This is a genomic window from Streptomyces cyaneochromogenes (genome assembly GCF_003963535.1).
In the GTDB taxonomy this organism is placed as follows: domain Bacteria; phylum Actinomycetota; class Actinomycetes; order Streptomycetales; family Streptomycetaceae; genus Streptomyces; species Streptomyces shaanxiensis.
This window is the reverse complement of sequence record NZ_CP034539.1, coordinates 3,260,671-3,280,945: the sequence shown is the minus strand read 5'-3', so window position 1 is coordinate 3,280,945 and position 20,275 is coordinate 3,260,671. Positions and strand designations below refer to the sequence as shown.

18 protein-coding genes are annotated in these 20,275 nt (G+C 72.4%); 3 read left to right on the top strand and 15 right to left on the bottom strand.

All coding sequences use genetic code 11. The annotated features are described in order from the left end of the window. Nucleotides 1-25 precede the first annotated feature (25 nt). The 3 genes from EJ357_RS14625 (at nt 26) to EJ357_RS14615 (ending at nt 2,636) form a co-directional block, all read left to right on the top strand. Complete coding sequence (locus EJ357_RS14625) at nt 26-652, top strand: ScbR family autoregulator-binding transcription factor (protein WP_126392035.1); 627 nt, start codon at nt 26-28, stop codon at nt 650-652. 5 nt (nt 653-657) lie between these two features. Next, nucleotides 658-1,626, top strand: a complete 969-nt coding sequence (locus EJ357_RS14620) for an NAD-dependent epimerase/dehydratase family protein (RefSeq protein WP_228473067.1) — start codon at nt 658-660, stop codon at nt 1,624-1,626. A gap of 125 nt (nt 1,627-1,751) precedes the next feature. Further along, complete coding sequence (locus tag EJ357_RS14615; protein ID WP_126392033.1) at nt 1,752-2,636, top strand: LysR family transcriptional regulator; 885 nt, start codon at nt 1,752-1,754, stop codon at nt 2,634-2,636. Nucleotides 2,637-2,684: 48 nt separating this feature from the next. On the opposite strand, the gene EJ357_RS14610 is transcribed toward EJ357_RS14615, so the two are convergent. The 15 genes from EJ357_RS14610 to EJ357_RS14540 all read right to left on the bottom strand — a co-directional run bounded on the left by EJ357_RS14610 (nt 2,685) and on the right by EJ357_RS14540 (nt 20,197). Then, complete coding sequence (locus EJ357_RS14610; protein ID WP_126392032.1) at nt 2,685-3,524, bottom strand: TIGR03619 family F420-dependent LLM class oxidoreductase; 840 nt, start codon at nt 3,522-3,524, stop codon at nt 2,685-2,687. A gap of 157 nt (nt 3,525-3,681) precedes the next feature. Then, nucleotides 3,682-4,947, bottom strand: a complete 1,266-nt coding sequence (locus tag EJ357_RS14605) for a serine hydrolase domain-containing protein (RefSeq protein ID WP_126392031.1) — start codon at nt 4,945-4,947, stop codon at nt 3,682-3,684. 122 nt (nt 4,948-5,069) lie between these two features. Continuing rightward, the gene (locus tag EJ357_RS14600; protein ID WP_126392030.1) at nt 5,070-5,750 is read right to left on the bottom strand and encodes an HAD-IA family hydrolase; all 681 of its coding nucleotides are present in this window, start codon (nt 5,748-5,750) and stop codon (nt 5,070-5,072) included. Beyond that, nucleotides 5,747-6,616 carry a sugar phosphate isomerase/epimerase family protein gene (locus EJ357_RS14595; protein ID WP_126392029.1) on the bottom strand — a complete coding sequence of 290 codons (870 nt, stop codon included), beginning with the start codon at nt 6,614-6,616 and terminating at the stop codon, nt 5,747-5,749. Before EJ357_RS14595 ends, EJ357_RS14600 begins: the two co-directional genes overlap by 4 nt. Continuing rightward, a complete protein-coding gene (locus tag EJ357_RS14590; protein ID WP_126392028.1) occupies nt 6,613-7,377 on the bottom strand; it encodes an SDR family NAD(P)-dependent oxidoreductase in 765 nt (254 codons plus the stop codon). The genes EJ357_RS14595 and EJ357_RS14590 overlap by 4 nt, the downstream gene beginning before the upstream one ends. A 282-nt stretch (nt 7,378-7,659) precedes the next feature. Beyond that, a complete protein-coding gene (locus EJ357_RS14585; RefSeq protein WP_126392027.1) occupies nt 7,660-8,832 on the bottom strand; it encodes an alcohol dehydrogenase catalytic domain-containing protein in 1,173 nt (390 codons plus the stop codon). After that, a complete protein-coding gene (locus EJ357_RS14580; protein WP_126392026.1) occupies nt 8,829-10,370 on the bottom strand; it encodes an ROK family protein in 1,542 nt (513 codons plus the stop codon). The genes EJ357_RS14585 and EJ357_RS14580 overlap by 4 nt, the downstream gene beginning before the upstream one ends. Continuing rightward, nucleotides 10,367-11,614, bottom strand: coding sequence for a sedoheptulose 7-phosphate cyclase (locus EJ357_RS14575; RefSeq protein WP_126392025.1), 1,248 nt, complete (start codon nt 11,612-11,614; stop codon nt 10,367-10,369). Before EJ357_RS14575 ends, EJ357_RS14580 begins: the two co-directional genes overlap by 4 nt. A gap of 94 nt (nt 11,615-11,708) precedes the next feature. Further along, nucleotides 11,709-13,355 (bottom strand): FAD-binding oxidoreductase, encoded by a 1,647-nt coding sequence (locus tag EJ357_RS14570; protein WP_126392024.1) that lies wholly within the window; start codon nt 13,353-13,355, stop codon nt 11,709-11,711. A 245-nt stretch (nt 13,356-13,600) separates the two neighbouring features. Further along, a complete protein-coding gene (locus EJ357_RS14565; protein WP_126392023.1) occupies nt 13,601-15,340 on the bottom strand; it encodes a VanW family protein in 1,740 nt (579 codons plus the stop codon). Between the two features lie 241 nt (nt 15,341-15,581). After that, a complete protein-coding gene (locus tag EJ357_RS14560) occupies nt 15,582-16,727 on the bottom strand; it encodes a DUF475 domain-containing protein (RefSeq protein WP_126392022.1) in 1,146 nt (381 codons plus the stop codon). Nucleotides 16,728-16,729: 2 nt separating this feature from the next. Continuing rightward, on the bottom strand, nt 16,730-17,125 hold the full coding sequence (locus tag EJ357_RS14555) for a universal stress protein (protein ID WP_126392021.1): 396 nt from the start codon (nt 17,123-17,125) through the stop codon (nt 16,730-16,732). A gap of 18 nt (nt 17,126-17,143) precedes the next feature. Then, nucleotides 17,144-18,646: a tripartite tricarboxylate transporter permease gene (locus tag EJ357_RS14550; protein WP_126392020.1), complete on the bottom strand. Its 1,503-nt coding sequence runs from the start codon at nt 18,644-18,646 to the stop codon at nt 17,144-17,146. Nucleotides 18,647-18,653: 7 nt separating this feature from the next. Continuing rightward, nucleotides 18,654-19,190, bottom strand: a complete 537-nt coding sequence (locus EJ357_RS14545; protein WP_126392019.1) for a tripartite tricarboxylate transporter TctB family protein — start codon at nt 19,188-19,190, stop codon at nt 18,654-18,656. Then, the gene (locus tag EJ357_RS14540) at nt 19,187-20,197 is read right to left on the bottom strand and encodes a Bug family tripartite tricarboxylate transporter substrate binding protein (protein WP_126392018.1); all 1,011 of its coding nucleotides are present in this window, start codon (nt 20,195-20,197) and stop codon (nt 19,187-19,189) included. Before EJ357_RS14540 ends, EJ357_RS14545 begins: the two co-directional genes overlap by 4 nt. Between the last annotated feature and the right edge of the window lie 78 nt (nt 20,198-20,275).

Sequence of the window (20,275 nt, the reverse complement as noted above, 5' to 3'; positions counted from 1 at the left end):
CTTCTCAATCACATGGAGCTGTCCGATGACACGGCCCAAGCAGGAACGCGCGGTCCGCACCCGTGAGGCGATCCTGACCGCGGCGGCGGAGGTGTTCGACGAGTACGGGTACTCGGCCGCCGGCGTCAGCAAGATCCTGCAGCGGGCCGGGGTCACCCAGGGCGCCATGTACTTCCACTTCAAGTCCAAGGAGGACCTCGGCCGGGCGGTGCTCGTGGAGCAGGCCGCCACGCTCGCGCTGCCCGACGAGCCGGCCGGGCTGCAGCAGCTGGTCGACCTGACCCTCTATCTGGGCTTCGAGTTGCAGCGCAACGTGCTGCTGCGGGCCGGGGTGCGGCTGGCCGTCGAGCAGGGCGAGGCGGGGCTGCGGGACTTCACCGTCTACCGCTGGTGGATCGACCGCTTCCGTGCCGATCTGGACGCCGCCGAGCGGCGCGGTGAGCTGCTGCCCCAGGTCGACGGCGCCGAGTTCGCCCGGATCCTGGTCGCCTCCTTCACCGGCACGCAGCTGATGTCACACCTGGAGAACGAGCGGCAGGACCTGCCCGCCCAGATCGCGACGCTGTGGAACTACCTGCTGCCGGGCATCGCCACCCCCGCGACCCTGGCGCGGCTGACCGTGGACGTGGAGCGCGGCAGGGCGATGCTGTGAGCGGGGTGCGCGTTCTGCTGACCGGGGCCACGGGATTCATCGGCTCGACGGTGCTGCGCACGCTCTCGCGGGCCCGGGCCGGCGGGGCCGACCTCACGGTGCGGGCCGTCGTGCGGGTCGCGCCCGCCGGGCAGGAGCCGCTGCCCGGGGTGGAGTGGGCCCGTGCCGACGTCACGGATCCGGCGTCGCTGCGCGGCCTCGGCACCGGCTGCGACGTCCTGCTGCATCTGGCCGCCCGGGTCGGCGGCGACCCGGACGAGTGCGCGGCCGTGAACGTGGGCGGCACCGCCGCGCTGCTCGACGAGGCGCGCCGGGCCGGTATCGGGCGGACCCTGCTGCTCTCCACCGCCGCCGTGTACGGCGCCGGTCCGCACCGGGGCATCGCGGTCGACGAGATCGACCCCGCCCCGGTGTCCGCCGCCAGCCGCACCAGGCTGGCCGCCGAACGGCTGGTCCTGGACGCGGGCGGCACCGTGCTGCGGCCGGGGCTGGTGCTGGGTGCCGGGGACCGCTGGGTGGTGCCCGCGCTGGCCGAGCTCGCGGAGCGGGTTCCGGCCCGCTGGGACGGAGGGCGGGGCCTGCTGTCCGTGGTGGACGTCCGTGACCTCGCCCGGCTGGTCACGGCCCTCGCCCGCGCCGGGCGGCCGACGGGCGGGACGTTTCACGCGAGCCACCCGGAGCCGGTGCGGGTCGCCGACCTGCTGACCGCGCTGGCCGGTCACGGCGTACTGCCCGAGGTCGCCGAGCGGGACTGGCCGCTGGGGCGCTGTCTGGCGGAGCTGTCCCGCAATCCCGGGCGGATCAGTGAGCGCCAGTTCCGGCTGCTGTCCGAGGACCACTGGTACGACAGCCGGGAGATCTGGCGGCTCGCGGACTGTGCGCCCGGCCCCGGTCCGCTGGCCGGGCTGGCCGACGCGGCCGCCTGGTACCGCTCGCTGCTTGCCGGACGCCAGCCCTCCGCGACGGCAAGGTAAAGAGTTTGTTTTGCTGTCGTCGACGGATAACCAAAGCCACTTTACAAAACGATCGTTCTGTTTGTAATTTTCCCATGGGTGATCAGATGAGCCCCTCGATGTGACCCCCACGGAGGACATGAGCAGTGCGCGGAACATCGCCCGGACAAGCGGCCATAGCGGACATAGGCATACGCCACCTGCGCGCCTTCCTCGTACTCGCGGAGCAACTGAGCTTCACCCAGGCCGCTGCCTCGCTGTACACCACCCAGCCGTCCCTGACGCGCTCCATCCACCGGCTCGAAGAGGCCCTGGGCGCCCGGCTCTTCCATCGCACCACCCGCACGGTCCGGCTCAGCGAGGCGGGTGTGCTGCTGCGGGAGGAGCTGAAGGAGTTGCTGCCCCGGCTGGAGTCCGCGCTCACACCGCGGTACGACATCCAGACACTGCGGATCGGCTTCAGCTGGCTGTTCCCCGACGAACTCCTGCAGGACACGATCGTCGGCTTCGAGCGGGCGTACGGTGTCGCCGTGGATCTGGTCCGCCGGGACGAGCGGTGTGCCGGAGTGGACGAGGGCGCCGTCCAGCTGGCCGTGCTGCGCGGCCGGCAGGTCGCCCGGGGGCTGCGGACCGTGCGGATCGCCCAGGAGGAGCGGGTCGCCGCCGTCGCCCGGAGATCACCGCTCGCCCTCCGGCGCAGCCTCGCCTGGTCCGAGCTGGCCGAGCACCCGATGCTGATCAACACCGTGAGCGGTGCCACGCAGCTGCGGGACTGGCCGGAGGAGGCCCGGCCCGGCAACGTGACCCTGTGCGGTGGCTTCGCCGAGTGGCTGGAGCTGATCGCCGCCGGTCACGGCATCGGCGTCGTGCCCGAGCTGGCGCTGCGCCGCAATCCGCACCCCGGGGTCCGCTTCGTCCCGCTCACCGGGGCCCCGCCGATGCCGCTCTGGCTGGCCCGCCCCTCGACCGGGGCCCACCCACTGGCCCTGCGCTTCATGGAACGCGTGGTCGGCGTACGGCAGGCCGCCTGAGTCGTCGGGAGCCGCATCGGAGCCCGTCGGGGGCCGCCTCGCCGGGGCTCACTCGCCCCGCCAAGCCGCGATCGCCAGCTCGTAGCGCTCCAGGTACCGCTCGACCACACTGCGCCCCGCCGCCGGCAGCAGGGTCAACACCCTGGTCACGCCCGCCTGTTCGCACCGCTCCAGAACCCTCGGGTCGTGCGGTACGCCGGCCAGCACCACGGGGACGGGACCGCGCCCGGCGTCCTCGGCCCGCTTGCGCAGCTCCGGGATGCGGCCCAGCGTGTGGGTGAACGTCTCCTCGTTCGCGAAGTCGGGCAGCCAGGCGTCGCCGTAGACCAGGACCCGCTCCAGGACCCGCGGCCCCATGCCGCCGATCATGACCGGCGGATGCGGCCACTGGGCCGGCTTGGGCCAGGACCACACACCCTCGAAGGCGACGCTCTTCCCGGCGTAGGAGGCCTCCCGCTGGGACCAGATCGCCCGCATCGCCTCCACGTGCTCGCGCATCCGCGCGAAACGGCGGTCCGGATCCACGCCGTGGTGCCGCATCTCGTCCACGGCCCAGCCCGCCCCGACGCCGAAGTCGACCCGGCCGCCGGACAGATGGTCGACGCTGGCGACAGTCTTGGCCAGCACCAGCGGATCGTGCTGGGCCACCAGGCAGATGGCACTGCCCACCCGCAGCGAGCGGGTGGCGCAGGCGGCGGCCGTCGCGGCCACGAACGGATCGAGCGTCTCCCGGAACTTGTGCGGCATCCGCTCCGCCTGCCGGCCCGCGACCGCGTGGGTGTGCTCGGCGAAGTACAGGGCGGTGTGCCCGTGTTCCTCCAGCAGCCGGGCCAGCGGCCCCGGCGGCATGGTGGCGGGGGTGGCGAACACGGAGGCGCCGGTTTCCATGAAGTGAGCTCCGATGGGGGGGAAGTTGGCGAACGGGAGGCGGAAGGGGGAGCGAGGGTGATCGTACGAGGACCGGCGGGCGCCGCGGGCTTGTGGCCCGGGCGCCCGCCGGTGCGGCCGTCGCCGGGGGAGGGGGTCGGACCCCGGCGACGGCCCGTCACGCGCCGAGCCGGGATACCGCCCGCGCGAGAGCCTTCAGCAGCGAGGAGGCCCGCTTGTCGTCGGGGCCGACCGCGATGAGCCGGTTGGTGATGTAGGAGAGGCCGACTCCCGCGCCGGGCCAGGCCAGATGGGCCGAACCGCCACCGCCGTCGTGCCCGAAGGAGTCGCCGTCCACGCCGTCGCGCGGGGTCGCCCGCAGCCGGAAGCCGGCACCGCCGTACACCATGCGGATGTCGATGAGCGGATCGGTCTTGCGCACGTACTCGCGCCGCGCGTCGTCCAGCACCTCACGGGAGAGGAGGGTGAACTCCTCGCCGTGCGCACGGGTCGCGTCCGTGGCCAGGATGGCGTACAGCCGCGAGATGGCCCGTGCCGTGCCGATGACATTGGCGGCGGGTATCAGCGAGGTGCGCCGCTCCGGGCGGTTCCAGACCATCTCCTCGTGCGGGAACGGGATCGGGTTCTGCCAGATCCGCTGGGTCATCGGATCGTCGCTGGTGAAGAACCCGGTGTACTGGGCCAGGAAGTGCGCCCCGTACTCCAGCCGGGCCACCTCGCCGGCGCGCTCCGCGGGCACGCCGTACGACATGTCCAGCTCGTGCGGGGCGGCGATCTCCTCGGCGAAGAACCGGTCGATGGTGCGCCCGTCCACGCGGCGCACGACCTCGCCGGCGATCCAGCCGGCCGTGTACGGCCCGTACAGGATGCCCCCGGCCCGCTCGTCCTCCTCCGGAGCCTGCTCGGCGATGAGCCGGGCCATCGCCAGCGGATCGGTGATGTCGTCCTGGCCGAGCGGCACCCGGACCCCGGGCAGACCCGCGGTGTACGACATCACCTGGCGCAGCGTGATGCGCTCCTTGCCGTGCCGGCCGAACTCGGGCCAGTAGCGGGCGACCGGGGCGTCGAAGTCGATCAGGCCCTTCTGTACGGCGACGAGCAGCGTGATCGCCACGATCCCCTTGCTGCCGGAGAAGATCAGGGACTTGGTGCCGGGCTCCCAGGGGCGGCCGGTGCCGGAGTCGGCGACTCCGCCCCAGATGTCCACCACCTTGGCGCCGCGCCACCAGGCGCAGAAGGCGCCGCCGAGCTCGTCGCGCTCGCGCAGATTGCGGTCGAACTCCTCGCGGACCTCCTCGAATCCCTCGGCGACGTAGCCCTCGGCGACGAGGCCGTGGTCGGCGGGGCCGGCGAGCCGGACGTCGGGGGCGGTGGTCTCGGGCGGGGTGGTCTCGGGAAGGGTTGCCTCGGGCAGGGTTGTCATGGGCGAGCACACTCCATCAAGTGCTGTGTGGGACAAGGGTGTTGGGGGTGGGGTGAGCCGTTGCGCTCAAGCCGATGCCGTCGGGCCGATGCCGTCGGGCCGTTGGGGTCGGGCCGCTGTCGTCAGGCCCGGGACACCGGCTCGGGGTGCTTCAAGGTCAGGCGCAGCACGCCGCGGCCGGTGTCCGTGACGGTCACCTCGCGCAGGTCGCGCACCTTCGGGCAGCCCGCCGCGGCCGGGCCGCCGTGGTCGCCGACCACCACGGCGGGGGCGCCCGCCGCGGCCGCCGCGCGCAGTCCCGCCTCGGCGTCCTCGAAGACGACCGTCGCGGCCGGGCGGACGTTCAGGGCCGCCGCGGCGGTCAGATAGCCCTCCGGGCTGGGCTTGCCCTCGCGTACGTCGTCGGCGCTGACCAGCAGGGACGGCAACGGCAGGCCGGCCGCCGCCATCCGGCGGTGCGTCAGCTCCCGTCCGGCGGAGGTGACCACGGCCCAGCGGTCACCGGCGAGCGAGGCCAGCAGCGCCGGCGCACCGGGCACGGGCACGATCCCGTCGACGTCCTCGACCTCCTCCGCGACGAGCCGGGCGGTCTCCGCCGCCACGTCGACGCCCGCCGGGGCGTACCGGGCGACCGTCTCGCCCGTGCGGCGGCCGTGCGCGGTGGCGAGGATCCGCTCGGCGTCGAGCCCGTGCCGCCGGGCGAAACGCCGCCAGGTCCGCTCGACGACCACGGTGGAGTCCACCAGGGTGCCGTCCATGTCGAAGAGCAGGGCCTCGGGGGAGAGCGTGGTGTGCGACGTCATACGGCTGCCTCGGTGCGGTGGGAGGGGGCGGGGGCGGGGGCGGGGGACGGCGTGGGGCGGGCGGCGCGGGCCCGGGCCCAGGCGAGGTCCGTGAGCGGGAGGGCGGTGTCGCCGTCGCGGTAGTCGTTCTCCAGGACGAGGGCGCGCGGGGCGGGGCCGTACGCGGCCACGGCGGCGAGGACGTCGTCCAGACGGCCGTCCCCCGTGCCGAGCGCGGCGCTCTTCTCCGCCCGGAGGTGGCCGTCCTTGAGATGGATCTGGTCGGCGAGGTACCGCCCCACGGCCGCCACCCACCGCACCGGGTCGCGCCCGGCCACGCACAGGTTGTACGGGTCCAGCAGCAGCCGGAAGCCCGGCGAGCCGACCTTCTCGACGAGGTCAGCGGCCCGTTCCTGCTCCAGGACGTTCTCGTTGGCGAGCACCAGGCCGCGGGCGTCGGCCTCCGTGGCGGCCCAGGCCAGGATCCGTGCGGTGCGCCGGAAGTCGTCCGGGGTGTCGATGGCGCTGCGCCGGAAGCTGGGCAGGAACACCAGCGGCACACCGTACGCGTGCGCCGCGTCGAGCAGTCGTACGACCATCACCCTGGCGAGGGTGCCGTCGGCGCTGCGCGAAGGGGCGGTGAGGCCGATGTCGTTCAGCGTGTTGGCGGTCAGCCCGAGCAGCGCGACGCCTGCTTCGGCCCGCGCCCGGAGCACCGCCTCGACCGTCCCGGGGGCGTCGGCCCACGGGCCACGGCCCGGACCGCCCAGGTCGAGCTGCACCCCGTCGGCGCCCAGGCGTGCCGCGTGCCGGACGGCCTCCTCGGCGCCCTCGGCGGGAAGGCGCCAAGAGGTGAGGCCTACGGTGGTGGCGGCCGGGGCGGTCATGCGGGGACCTCGCGGCTCTGGGAGACGGGGCGTGCCTCCCGTACGGAGCGCCACTGGCCGTACTCGTCCACGATCAGGCTGTCGCCGTGGTGGTCGGCGGCCCCGGCGGTGACCAACTCGTGCGCCAGCGCGGCGAAATGCCGAGGGCGCATGTAGGCGCCGTAGTCGAAGTCGGCGGGGCGGCGCTGCCGGATTCCGGGCGTGTCCACCATGCCGGCGGGGAGCGCCTGCACGACACGGACGCCGTCCGCGCCCTCCTCCTGGGCGATCGAGTCGAGCAGTGCGCTGCCGGCGGCCTTGGTCGCCGCGTAACCGGAGCGTCCCGGACCGGCGTTGTAGACCACCTCGGAGGAGATGCCGAGGAACAGCCCGGACCGCGCGCGCCGCAGGACGGGGAGGGTGGCCGACAGGGTCAGCCACAGGCCGTGCAGGTTCACCTCCACCTGCCGGCGCCACTCGCCCTCCTCGACGTCCCCGAACAGCGCGCGGCGGGTGCCGTACGACACGGCCGAGTAGCAGACGGCGTCCAGCGGGCCGGCCCCCGCCCCGTCGAGCGCGGCCCGGGCGGCGTCGGCGTCGGAGAGATCCAGCGGGGACCAGTGCAGCAGGTCGGCACCGTCTCCGGTGGGCCTGCTGCGGCTCAGCACCAGCACATCGAGCCCGGCCCGAGCCCAGGCCTCGGCGACCGCGCGCCCGATCCCGGTCGAGCCGCCGACGACCAGGGCGCGGCGGGGGGCCGGTGAGGGGTGGGGGACGGTCATTTGGGCTCCTTGGGCGAGGGGTGGGGTGGCGGGTGGAGATGCGGTCGGGTGGACGGGGCAGGCGGAGGGGCGGTCAGGTGGGCGGGGCCGGTGCGGCGTTCAGGCCGCCTTTCGGCCGTGCTGCAGGGCGTGGTTGCCGGCGTGGCGGCCTTGGCTGCTGGGTGGCTGGTGAATTCCCGCCCGGGTTTGTGGGGCGGGATGGCCGGGGTGGCCGTTTTGGTCGGGGCTGGCAGGTGGCTGCGGGTCGGGGTGGTCGGGTGGTCCGTCGGGCGGGGGCGGTGGTCAGGTGGGCGTCGGCGTCGGCGTCGGCGTCGGCGTCGGCGTGGGTGGGGGTGCGGGTGGGGTGATGTGTACGGCGAGCTTGATCAGACGGTGGCCCTGCCAGGTGCGGTCGCGGTGGAGGGCCAGGTGGTGCATGATCCGGGCGGCCTCGTCGAGGTCGGCGACATGGGTGACCAGGTCGCGGTACCGCTCCGGGGCTGCCGCCAACTCGGCCGCCGCGTCCCGCAGATGGTGGTCCGCCACCCCGCGGTGACCGAACAGCCGCACCCGCGCTCCCGCGTCGGTGACGGCGTGATCGACGCGCGCCGGGCTGGGACGGCCGCCGCAGTTGGCCGCGCGGACGGCGGCGAGTTCCACTCCGGGAAGCAGCGGACTCCTGGCGTCGGAGGGAAGCCCGCCGAGCAGGTCGACGGTGAGCTCCCCGGGCACGGCCCGCAGTGCCGTCTCCAGGCACCGCAGCGTCGCGTCGCGGGGCGTCGCCGGAACGACGCCGACCGGGTCGTCGCCGACCACGGAGGCCAGGGCGTCCGTGCCGTCGGACGGGCTGAGCAGGACGTCCGCCCGGTGCGTGCGCCCCTCGCTCCAGGCCCGGCCGGCGTCCGTGTGGTGGACGTGCACCGTGCGCACGCCGGGCCCGAGCAGGCGCCCGGCCGCCCGGACGGCCAGATGACCGACCGTGCCGTCGCCGAAGACGAGCAGCGTACGGATGCCCGCCCGCTCCAGGACCGAGAACGCGTAGCGCACGGTCGCGAGGGGCTCCAGCAGGGCGGCCAGGCCGTCCGGCGCGAGGGGCTCGGGCAGCGGCATCACCAGCCCCGCGCGCACCGCGCTCGCCGGGATGAGCGTGCGTTCCTGGAGCAGGCCGTCGAGATGATGACCGAGCAGGAAGGACGGGTCGTCGGGATGGGTGGGGTTGACCACGACCCGGGTGCCGGGCGCGAGGGCCGGATCCACACCGGGCCCGGCCGCCACGACCAGCGCCGTTCCCTCGTGCCCGATCACCGGCGCCGGGTCGCCCCGCAGCCCGCGCAGCATCTGCAGATCCGTACCGCACAACCCGGCGGTCTGCGGCGCGAGCAGAACCTCCCCGGCCACCGGCCGGGGGGTGGGCCGCGACTCCACTCGGACGCGGGTGCCCGTACGGACGATCGCGCGGTGCTGGGAGGCGGTCATCGGGGGGCTCCTGCGGGGAGTGGGCCGGTCGGGCCCGGGGTTGCGTGCGCGGGGACGGCCGGGCAGTCGTCGTCCGTGGGGCGACCGGCCGTGTGAGGGTCGGTCATGTGGGGACCGCCGGTGTGGGGGCGGCTCGTGTGGGGGTCGGCCGTGTGAGGACCGCCGGTGTGGGGGCCGCCCGTGTGGGGATCGGCCGTGTGGGGACCATCCGTGTGAGGGCCGCCCGTGTGGGGATCGGCCATGTGGCGACCACCCGTGTGGCGACCACCCATGTGGGGACCACCCATGTGGGAATCGCCCGTGTGGGAACCACCCATGTGGCCACCGGCCACGGATCCGGCACCGGCGCCTCCGCCCTCCCGCCCCCACCCCGGCAGACCACCCCCGGCGGCGATCCCCGCACCGATCAGCGGGTCCGCCTCGCCCGGTCGGGCCGCGGTGACACGGCGGGCGGCCCAGTCGGGGGAGCGGTCGGCGGTGAGGTACAGGCCGGTGCGGGTCAGGTGGGTCAGGAGGGCGCGGCGGAGGTGGTCGCCGAGGCCGTACGCCACCCCGCCCGTGAGCACGATCTCGTCGAGCTCCGGGTCCAGGCACAGCGCGGTGCGCAGCACGTCCGCGAGGGGCTCGGTCGCCGCCGCGAGCAACGCCTCGGCGGTCGCGTCACCCGCGTCCAGCGCCTCCCGCAGCGCACCCTCGAACCCGGCCTCCTCCCCGGCCCGCCCCAGCGCCGACGCCGCCCACCGCTCGCCGTCCCGCGCCCGCATCAGCCCGGCGAGACGCCGGATGCCGGGGCCCGAGGCGTACGCGGCGACGTGACCGGGCTCGCCGCAGTCGCAGACGGGGCGCAGCTTGGCGGGCAGGAGCGGGGAGGGTACGGCGGCCGGTGCCGGCGCGCCCGGTGTGGCGGTCGGCACCGGCGTGGCCGGTATGGCGGCCGGGAGGTGGCCGATCTCGCCCTGCAGCCCGCAGTCGTCCACCGGCACGGTACCGGTGCGCAGATCCAGGGTGCGGCAGGCGATGCCCGTGCTGACGGTGACCAGGAGCAACTTGCGCAGGGTGCGCCGACGCGGTGCGGCGGCCGCGTGCAGCAGCGCCGCCGTCACGTCGTTGACGAGGTGCCAGTCGACCTCCGGCCGGGCCGCGCGCAGCGCGCCGAGCAGATCGAAGGGCTCGGTGTGCGCGCCCCACAGTGGCGCCGAGGCGTACACCGTCCCCGTACGGTGGTCCAGCGCCGCACCGAACGACACCCCGGCACGGCCCGCGCCCGGCGCGACGGCGGCGCACAGCGCGTCGACCATCCGGTTCCGCAACTCCCTTACGGACAGCCCGGGATGGGTCCGCACGCTCGGCGAAGGCCCGTCGACCAGATCCCTCACCCCGCGCTCGGCGGACCAGACTCCGCGGCGCAACCGCGTACCGCCGACGTCGACGACCGAGATGTCCCCGCCGCCTTCGAGGCCGGTGTCGAGGCCGGATTCGGGACCGGTGCCGAGACCCGTGCCGACACCCGTGCCGCGACCGGTGGTCTCCGTCGTCACGACGCCGCCGCCAGCACCCCGGCGTCCTCCGGCACGCCCTGCGCGGCGGCCCGCTGCCGTACGAACTCCCGTGCGCGGCCGAGCTCTTCGCGGGTGAGGTCGTTGACGAACCGCACCCGGCCGATGCCGTCGGTCAGGGGTACCCGCTGGAAGCCGTCCCGGTGCTTGACGGCGTCACGCAGGGCCTCCTCCAGCAGGTCGGTGGTGAACACGGGGTGGGTGATCGGGAGCCCGGCGGTGTGCATCAGGCGCAGCGCGCGGTCGGTGTCGTCGGCGGACAGCAGGCCGCGGTGGTGGGCCAGGGCCACGCAGATCGCCATGTCGACGGCGACCGCCTCACCGTGCAGCAGCGGGGGATCGGCGCGCAGTTCGAGGGAGGGGCTGAAGGTGTGGCCGTAGTCGACCGACCGCTCCAGCACCTGTTCCCACAGGTTGGGCTCCAGTTCGTCGAGCATCCCGGCGATGGCCCGGGAGATCACCTCCGTGGCGGCGGGCCCGCCCGCGGCGAGGCTCTGCGGGCCGGCGCCGGCGAACGTGGTCTCCAGGAGCTCGAACAGCGCGGCGTCCTTGACCAGGGCCATCTTGATGATCTCGGCGGTGCCGTTGACGATGTGCCGCGGGTCCACGGTGGCGAGGAACTCCGGGTCGATCAGGGCGGTTTCGGGCGCGTAGTAGGTGCCCAGGCGGTTCTTGTGGGTGCCGTGGTTGACGCCCGTCTTGACGCCGATGCCCGCGTCGATCTGGCCCAGCAGGGTGGTGGGGACCCGGACGTAGGGGACCCCGCGCCGGTAGAGGCTGGCGGCGAATCCGGCCACGTCGAGGACGACTCCGCCGCCGACGGCGACGACCTTCTCGGTGCGGCGCAGCAGACCCATCGCCGTCATCGCCTCGGTCACCTCGACGGCGCTGTCCAGTTCCTTGGCCGCCTCGTCGCCGGGGAGCACCTTCCAGAAGGACTCCACGCGCCAGGCGTCCAGGTAGGCGCGGATGCGCTCCGCGTAGAGCGTGTGCACCTTGTCGTCGACGACCACCAGGCAGCGGGTCGGCTGCTGACCGTCGGCGCCGCAGGCGCGGGCGAGCACCGGGTTGGCCGGGGCCAGCAGCCCCCGGACGATGTTCACGTCGTAGCCGACGGGCTCACGGGACTGCACCCGCCAGGTCAGTCCGGGCGGCTTGGGCAGATCGTGGGGCGTGCCGAGGACGGGAGTCGCGGCAGCGGTGGGCAGGGGAAGGGAAGGAGACATGGCGCATCCTCGTTCCTGGGGAGTGTCTGCAGGTCGATAGGGGGCCGCACGCGCGCGTGCCGGGCGTTCGCGGCCTCGGGGCCTTGCGGCCGGGTCAGGCCCGCACGGACTGGCGGTGCCGGAAGACGTCGTTCGGGTCCCAGCGCCGCTTCACGTCCCGCAGGCGCCGGTAGTTCCCCTTGAAGTAGAGGTCGTGCCAGGGCACGGACGACCGGTTGTAGCGGGGGTCACCGAGGTCGGAGTCGGGATAGTTCACATAACAGCCGTCGGTGCGCTCGTCCGGCACGGGCACTCCGCCGGTGCCGGCGTACACGTCGGCGTAGACACCGCGCACCCAGGCGATGTTGGCCGCGTCGTCGCTCTCGTCGTACCAGTACGCCTCGTAGGTGACCTTCATGATCGAGTCACGCTGGGCCACGGCCGTCGCGGCCGGACCGACCTCGGCGATCCGCCCGCCCGTGGACGGCATGACCAGCCCGGCGATCCGGGCGTTCTGCGGCGAGCGCGTCAGGTGCTCGTAGACCGCCTCGATCTGCTGCCGGGTGAAACCCCGGCGGTGGTACGCCGACTTGTGCTTGCCCCGCATGTTGGGATCGGTCTGCGTGGGGCTGACGGTGCCCACGTAGCGCGTGGCGCGCAGCCAGGGCAGCCGCTGCGTGGTGGCGTACGTCGACCGGTGCGTCCCGCCGGTCCGCTCCGGCACCCCCGGTGTGTCGGTGACACCGAGGGCCTGGTTGAGCCCGGTGAGGAAGTCGGTCAGCAGACGTGGGGCGTCCGGGACCGTGGCGTCCAGCTGGGCGATCAGGGCGATGTCGCCGGCCGACTGGTGGTTCGGCATCAGCCAGACGCACATGTCCTTGTACGGCGACGAGACGTCCCTGTGCCGCTCCAGCCAGGAGCCGTAGAACTCCAGCAGGCCGACGAAGCCCGCCTTGCTGACGTCCTCCCAGGGCCAGGACGCCATCGTCACGTACACCTCGGCGGGCGGCCTGGGCAGCAGTGCCCCCGGATCGGTGCCGGTGCTGCCCGGTGTGCGGAACCAGTACTTGGTGATGACCCCGAAGTTGCCGCCGCCGGCGCCGGTGTGCGCCCAGAACAGGTCGCGGTTCGGGTCGGCGGGGTGGCGGCCGGCCACGACGCTGCGGGCCTTGCCGGACGCGTCGACGACCACGACCTCCACGGCGTCGAGATGATCGACGGTCAGGCCGTGGGCGCGGGAGAGCATTCCGTAGCCGCCGCCGCTGACATGGCCTCCGACACCGACGGAATAGCAGGCACCGCCGGGAATCGTGACGCCCCAGCCCTCGTAAAGGGATTCATAGACCCGGAGCAGAGTGGCCCCGCCCTCCACGGCGAATGCCTGCCGTTCCTCGTCGAAGGAAACGGCGTTCATCCGGGACATGTCGATGACGACCTCGACTTCCGAGTTGAAGACGAAGTCCTCGAAACAGTGTCCGCCGCCCCGGATACTGATGCGCTTCTTCCGGTCCACCGCGTCCTGCACCATGGCGACGACCTCACGCGTCGTCGTGGGCAGCACGATCCGTTCCGGGGCCGCGACCCACCGCTGGTTGAGGCCCGATGTCAGATCGGCGTACCGCGCGTCTCCCGGTGTCACGGTCACAGCGCCCGCCGTGGCCCCCGGTGTCGGGGCGGCCGTGGCGGAACCCGACGCCAGTCCGACGCCGATGGCCGCGCCGGACCCCGTGAGCAGCAGACGGCGACGATTCATCGAACTCATGCGAAAAAAGCCCCCGTTCACGTTCGAGCCCCCCGCTGGGGGATTCGTGAGCAACGTAGAACGGCATCCGGCGGCAGAACAAATGCCGGATCCGGAAGGCTTATACGCGATCCGTATCGCTTGTTTCGCTCATGCGCGGTGCGCAATAACGGCTGCCGGATCAGCCTGGTGAGTTCGGGCTCGCGCCCTCGACCGTTGTTTCCGGGAAATGGATTGATGCGTCAGGGGAAAGACCCGGTTTCCGCTCACTCGCAGACGATTTCGTCCCTCGGGGTGTAATGCGTGCGGAACGGCTCCCGCTTCACCTCGTCGCCGCCTTCGACGAACACCCGCTGCACGGTGACGTCGAAGCCCTCCAGCGGAGTCTGCGGCACGCACTTCTCGTCGGTGCTGACCTTCTTCTCCGGCTGCTTGACGTTCGTGCGCGGACCGGTGACCGACTCGATCTCGTCGTACTTCTTGGTGCCGAGGAAGGTGATGGTCACCGAGGTGTCGGTGGACTCGGCCTGGATGGAGATGGCCTTGCCGGAGTCGTTCAGGAACTTCAGGTCCAGGCTGCCCCAGGCGACCGTGGCCTCGCGGCCCTCCGGGTAGCGCTCGATGTAGAAGGAGTGGGCGCCGTGCTCCACGGGCTTGACCCCGGCGAAGAACATCGCGTTGAACATGGTCGTCGCCACGGCCGAGACACCGCCGCCGGGCGCCTTCGTGAACTCGTCGTTGAGGATCATGATGCCCTCGGTGAAGCCGTTGGCCTCGGTGCGCTCGCCGACCGTGCTGTTGAAGCTCCAGGTCTGGTCCGGCATGACGACGGACCCGTTGATCAGCTCCACCGCCCGGCCGATGTTCTTCGTGCGGTACGGCGCCGGCTCGAAGTTGACGGTGAACGAGGACATCTCCTCCGTCAGGCCCAGCCGCTCGGCGTTCTCGGCGGTCACCTGCGGCTGCGTCACCCGCGCGGCGATCTCGCCGGTGCGCGCGGACCCCGACTTGGTGAGCAGCGGCAGCACGGCCTTGCCCAGCGCCTTGTCGGTGACCAGGACGCCGGCCCTGGCGTCGTCGGCCGCCACGACCTCGCCGCCGTCGAGGCTCAGCGTGGCGTTGTGCGGCCTGGCGGGCAGGCCGGACAGGGGCTCGGTGACCGCGGGGGCGGCGCGCAGGCCCTTGGCGTCCAGGTGAGCGGTGAGCTTGCCGGCCTTGTCCGGCCGCATCGTCAGGTACTCGCCGAGGACCGCCGGGCCGAGCGTGAACCGCTCACCGGCCGCGGTGAGCATGACCGGCGCCGACATGGCCGGCTGCGCGAACTCGCGCACCGCTCGTCGCACCTCCGCCGCCGTGACCTTCGGCTTGGTCTCGCGTGCGGGCAGGGCCGTGACGGAGTCGGCCTTGCCGCTCAGGAAGGCGGTGCGCAGGGGGTCGACGGCGGCGTCCGTGTCGAGGGCGTAGCCGTTGTGCGGGGCGACCTGGCGGACCTGGCCGTCGGCGAAGGTGACGGCGCCGTCGCGGACCTTCTGGTCGAGCGATTTCGCCAGCGTCTTCAGGGCCGAGTGGGCCTTGGCCTCGTCGACGCGTACGGCCGGCTCGACGGCACCGCCGGAGCGGAAGAGGCCGCCGATCACGGTGAACGGGTCGGCGGCGTGTGTGCGGGCCGCGGTGTCCACCGTCTTCTCGTAGTCGAAGGTGATGCCGACCTGCCGCGGATCGACCGTGCCCTTGCGGTCACCGACCGTCACGGTCAGTTCCCGCGACCCGGCCGGGCCCAGCCGGTCCTCCAGCTTCCGGACGGCCTCCGCTCGGCTCAGCCCTCCGATGTCGACGCCGCGCACGGTCGTACCGCCGTCTATGTCCCCACCGGCGAGCAGCAGCCCGGTGACGTAGAGGCCGCCGAGGCCGACGGTCAGGGCGCCGCCGGCCAGGGCAAGGGGCGGAAGGGAGGGGAAACGGGAAGCTGAGGCGGTTCGCGGGGCGGAGGGGACGCGCAGGCGCATGGGTCTCCCGGGCGGATGATCGACAGGGACGGCGCGTCCGACGACGCGACGCTGGGCGCGAGGCAAAGCACATCCAGCTAGCCATAATCGGATGAAAACGCCTATGTCGCAGACCACGTATGTTTCAGATCACGTGTCCCGGTGCCCGGGTCACAGCCGCCCCAAACGGCCGAACACAGCGCGAGAACGCCCCGCACGGACGGGCGGGCGCGTTCCCACGCTGTGTTCCGGATCTCCCCGGTCACGCCCCGGACGGCACCTCCGCCTTCTCGTCCGGTGCCACCTCAGCCGCCTCGGAGGCCGCCAGTGCCTTGTTGCGGCGGACGGAGGCGACGAAGGACGCGGCGATCAGGACGACGCCGATCAGGCCGGTGACGATCTCGCTGATCTGGTGCTGGATGGTGATCAGCAGGATCGCCGCGAGGGCACCGATGGCGTAGTGGGCGCCGTGCTCCAGATAGACGTAGTCGTCGAGGGTCCCCTGACGGACCAGGTAGACCGTGATCGACCGGACGTACATGGCGCCGATGCCCAGCCCCAGCGCCATCCAGAAGATGTGGTTGGTGATCGCGAAGGCACCGATCACCCCGTCGAACGAGAAGGACGCGTCCAGGACCTCCAGGTACAGGAAGAGGAAGAACGCCGCCTTGCCGGCCAGGGCGACCGCCGAGACGGGCCTGCCCTCGGCCCGGGCCTTCTCCTCCTCCTCGTGCGCGTGTTCCTCCTCCTCTTCGAGCCGGTCCTCGAAGTAGCCGGAGAGGCCGCCGACCACGAGATACGTGATCAGACCGGCGACGCCGGAGAGCAGGACGGTGGCGGTCTTGTCCGCGTGGCCGGTGCTGACGTGGGCGTGCGTGGCGAAGGTCATCGCCGTGGCCAGCAGGGCGATCAGCGCGAGGCACACCGCCAGCATGTCGATCTTGCCGAGCTTGGCGAGCGGGCGTTCCAGCCAGGCCAGCCACTTGATGTCGCGGTCCTCCAGGATGAAGTCCAGGAAGATCATCAGCAGGAACATGCCGCCGAAGGCCGCGATCGCCGGGTGGGCGTCGGTGACCAGGGCCTCGTAGCGCTCCGGTTCGTCGAGGGCGAGCCGGACCGCCTCGACGGGGCCGACCTCGGCACTGATGGCGACGATCACCACCGGGAAGACCAGCCGCATGCCGAAGACGGCGATCAGGATGCCGAGGGTGAGGAAGATCCGCTGCCAGAAGGCGTTCATCTTCTTCAGGATCCCGGCGTTGACGACCGCGTTGTCGAAGGACAGCGAGATCTCCAGGACCGACAGGATCAGTACGATCCCGAAGGCCTCCCAGCCCCACTGCCACGCGGCGAAGGCGAGGCCGAGCGCCGTCACGGCGAGCGACCAGCCGAAGGTTCGCAGCACCACCGTCAGCCCTCCGCCTTCACCGCGAGGACCGGGCAGCCCACGCCCAGCAGGATCTGCTGGGCCGCCGACCCCATGATCAGCTTGCCGACCGCGCTGCGCCGCCGCAGCCCGATCACGACCAGCGAGGCGTCCGTCTCCTCCGCGAGGTCGATGATCTCCTCGGCGGCGTCACGGGCGCCGAGCACCTGGCGGATGTCGAAGGCGACGCCGAGGGCCGCGAGGTCCTCGCGCACATGGGACAGGTCGGGTTCCTGGGCGAAACGCGGGTCCACGATCGCGTCGCCCCGGGAGGTGTTCACCACCAGCAGCTTCTCCTCGCGCCGACGGGCCTCGTCGATCGCCGCGCGCAGCGCCGCCTCGCCCTCGGGGGAGGGCACGTAGCCGACCAGAATGGTCATCTCGGTCTCCGGGAGTTGTCAGGCGGCGCTTCGCGCGCGCAGCGGACGGACGACGAACCGGCCTATCAGCGGCCACACCAGCACCAGCGCGATCACCGCGTAGACCGTGTACGACACCGGCCCGCCCAGCAGCCCCGACAGCTCGCCGCCGGACAGCTGGAGGGAGCGTCGGCCCTGGAGTTCCGCGCGCGGGCCGAGGATCACGCCGACGATCAGCGGCAGGACCGGCAGCCCGAAGCGGCGCATGGCGAAGCCGAGGAGGCCCAGGGTGAGCAGGATGAACAGGTCCAGGGGCTGGGCGTTGACGGCGTAGGCGCCCATCGAGGCGAAGAAGAGGATGCCCGCGTAGAGGTAGGGGCGGGGGATCTGGAGCAGCTTCGCCCAGGCCGGGGCCAGCGGGAGGTTCAGGAGCAGCAGGAGCAGGTTGCCTATGAAGAGGCTGGCGATCAGGACCCAGACCAGGCTCGCCTCGCGCTCGAAGAGCAGTGGCCCGGGCTGGATGCCGTACGACTGGAAGGCCGCCAGCATCACGGCCGCCGTGGCGTTGGTCGGCAGGCCGATCGCCAGCATCGGGACCAGCGTGCCCGCCGCCGACGCGTTGTTCGCGGCCTCCGGTCCGGCCACGCCCTCGATCGCGCCCTTGCCGAACTCCTCGGGGTGCTTGGTGAGCCGCTTCTCGGTGGCGTACGACAGGAAGGTCGGGATCTCCGCGCCACCGGCCGGCAGGGCGCCGAACGGGAAGCCGTACGCCGTCCCCCGCAGCCAGGGCTTCCAGGACCGCTTCCAGTCCTTCTTGCCCATCCACGGGCGCCCGACCGGGATCACCTCGGCCGGCTTGCGGCGCAGATGCGCGGCCACCCACAGCGCCTCGCCGACCGCGAAGATGCCGACCGCGACCACGACGACGTCGATGCCGTCGGCCAGCTGCGGGACGCCCAGGGTCAGGCGCTGCTGGCCGGACACCGAGTCGATGCCGACCAGGCCGATCGTCAGGCCCAGCAGAAGGGATATGAAGCCGCGGATGCGGGACGAGCCCAGCACCGACGTCACCGCGATGAAGGCCAGCAGCATCAGCGCGAAGTAGTCGGGGGCGCCCAGGCTGACCGCGAAGTCCACCACGAACGGGGTGACCAGGACCAGCAGCAGCGTGCCGATCGTGCCCGCCACGAAGGAGCCGATCGCCGCCGTGGCCAGGGCCTGGGCCGCGCGGCCCGCCTTCGCCATCTTGTTGCCCTCGATGGCGGTGACGACGGACGAGGACTCGCCGGGGGTGTTGAGGAGGATCGACGTCGTCGAGCCGCCGTACATCCCGCCGTAGAAGATGCCGGCGAACATGATGAACGCCTGCACCGGCTCCATGCCGTAGGTGACGGGCAGCAGCAGGGCCACCGTCATCGCCGGGCCGATGCCCGGCAGGACGCCCACCGCGGTGCCGATGACCACGCCGACCAGGGCGAGCAGCAGGTTGAGCGGGTCCATGACATCCGCGAAGCCCTGCATGAGGTTGTTCAGGTTGTCCATCAGGGCCTCACAGGATTCCTTGCAGGACGCCGGCGGGGAGGTTCACGCCGAGTCCGATCGCGAACGCGTAGAACGTCGTGAGGGAGAGCGTCGCGGAGATCAGCAGGTTGCGGATGTAGTGCCGGTTGCCGAGCGCGAACGCCGTGCCCCAGAAGAGCAGGCCGCCGCTGATCACCCAGCCGAGCCGCTCGATGAGCAGCGCGTTCGCCAGGAACACCGCGATCAGCAGCACCACGGTGCGCCAGTCGCTGCCCGCCGACAGGTCGACGTCCTCGCCGGCCTCCGGCTCACCGCGGCCGCCCCGGGCCACGTCGAGCGCGTACAGCACCGCGAGCAGCAGGAGCAGGCCGCCCAGGATCAGCGGGACGGCGCGCGGGCCGACGGGGTCGGTGCCGCTGGTGATGTGCGGGATGCCCAGGGCGTCCACGATCACGGCGGTGCCCAGCAGGGCGAGGAACGCGCACACGCCGTACTGCGCGCGGTCCCCGCCCTCCCGGGGCGGACGGGAGTCCTCCACGATCTGTTCCTCTACCTGCGAGCTCATGCCAGCCCGAGCTCGGCCAGCAGGTCGGCGACGGCCTTGTCCTGCTCGGTGAGGTAGGTGCCGAACTCGTCACCGGTGGCGAAGGCGTCGACCCAGCCGTTCTTCTCCAGCTGCGCCTTCCACTCGTCCGAGTCGTGCATCTTGGTCAGCGAGTCGATCCAGGTCTGCTTCTGCTCGTCGGTGATGCCCGGAGGGGCCACGATGCCGCGCCAGTTGGTGAAGACCAGGTCGATGTCGGAGTCCTTGAGGGTGGGGACGTCCTTCAGCGCGTCGATCGGCTTCTCGCTGCTGACCGCGAGCACTCGCACCTGACCCGCCTCGACCTGGTCGAGGAACTCGCCGAAGCCGCTCGCACCGAACGCGATCTTGTTCCCGAGGATGGCGGGGAGCAGCTCGCCGCCGCCGTCGTACGAGACGTAGTTGACGTCCTTCGGCTTGATCCCGACGGCCTTCGCCAGCTGCATCGGCAGCAGATGGTCGGGGCCGCCCGGCGACGAGCCGCCGCCCACGGCGAACTTCTTGGGGTTCTTCTTCCAGGCCGTGACGAGGTCGTCCATCGTCTTGTACGGGGAGTCCTTCGGCACGACGATCGCGCCGGCCTCCTCGATCAGCTTGGCGATCGGCGTGGTGTCGGTCAGCGTCGCCTTCGACTTGGAGGTGTACGAGGCTCCGACGACGCCCAGGCCCATCTGCATGGCCATCTTGCCGTTGCCCTTCTCGTTCACCAGGCGCTGCAGGCCCACGGTGCCGCTGGCGCCGGGCAGGTTGAAGACCTGGACGCCGGAGGCGACCTTGGTGTCCTGCATGACCTGGGTGACGGTGCGGGCGGTGAGGTCGTAGCCGCTGCCCGGGGTGTTCGGGACCATCAGACGAAGGCCGGAAACGGGCTTCCCGGACCCGCTCCCACCCCCGGACTCCTCCTTGTCGGCGGTGGCGCCACAGGCGCTGACCGCGAGCATGGACACGGCAGCAAGAGCTCCGACAAGTGCGGCTCGTCGAGTTCTCATGGCTCATCTCTTTCGCTTGGGCCGATCCGGCGCCATGATTGTGCGGTTCCTGGGACACCCCGTCTCGGTTGTGTGACC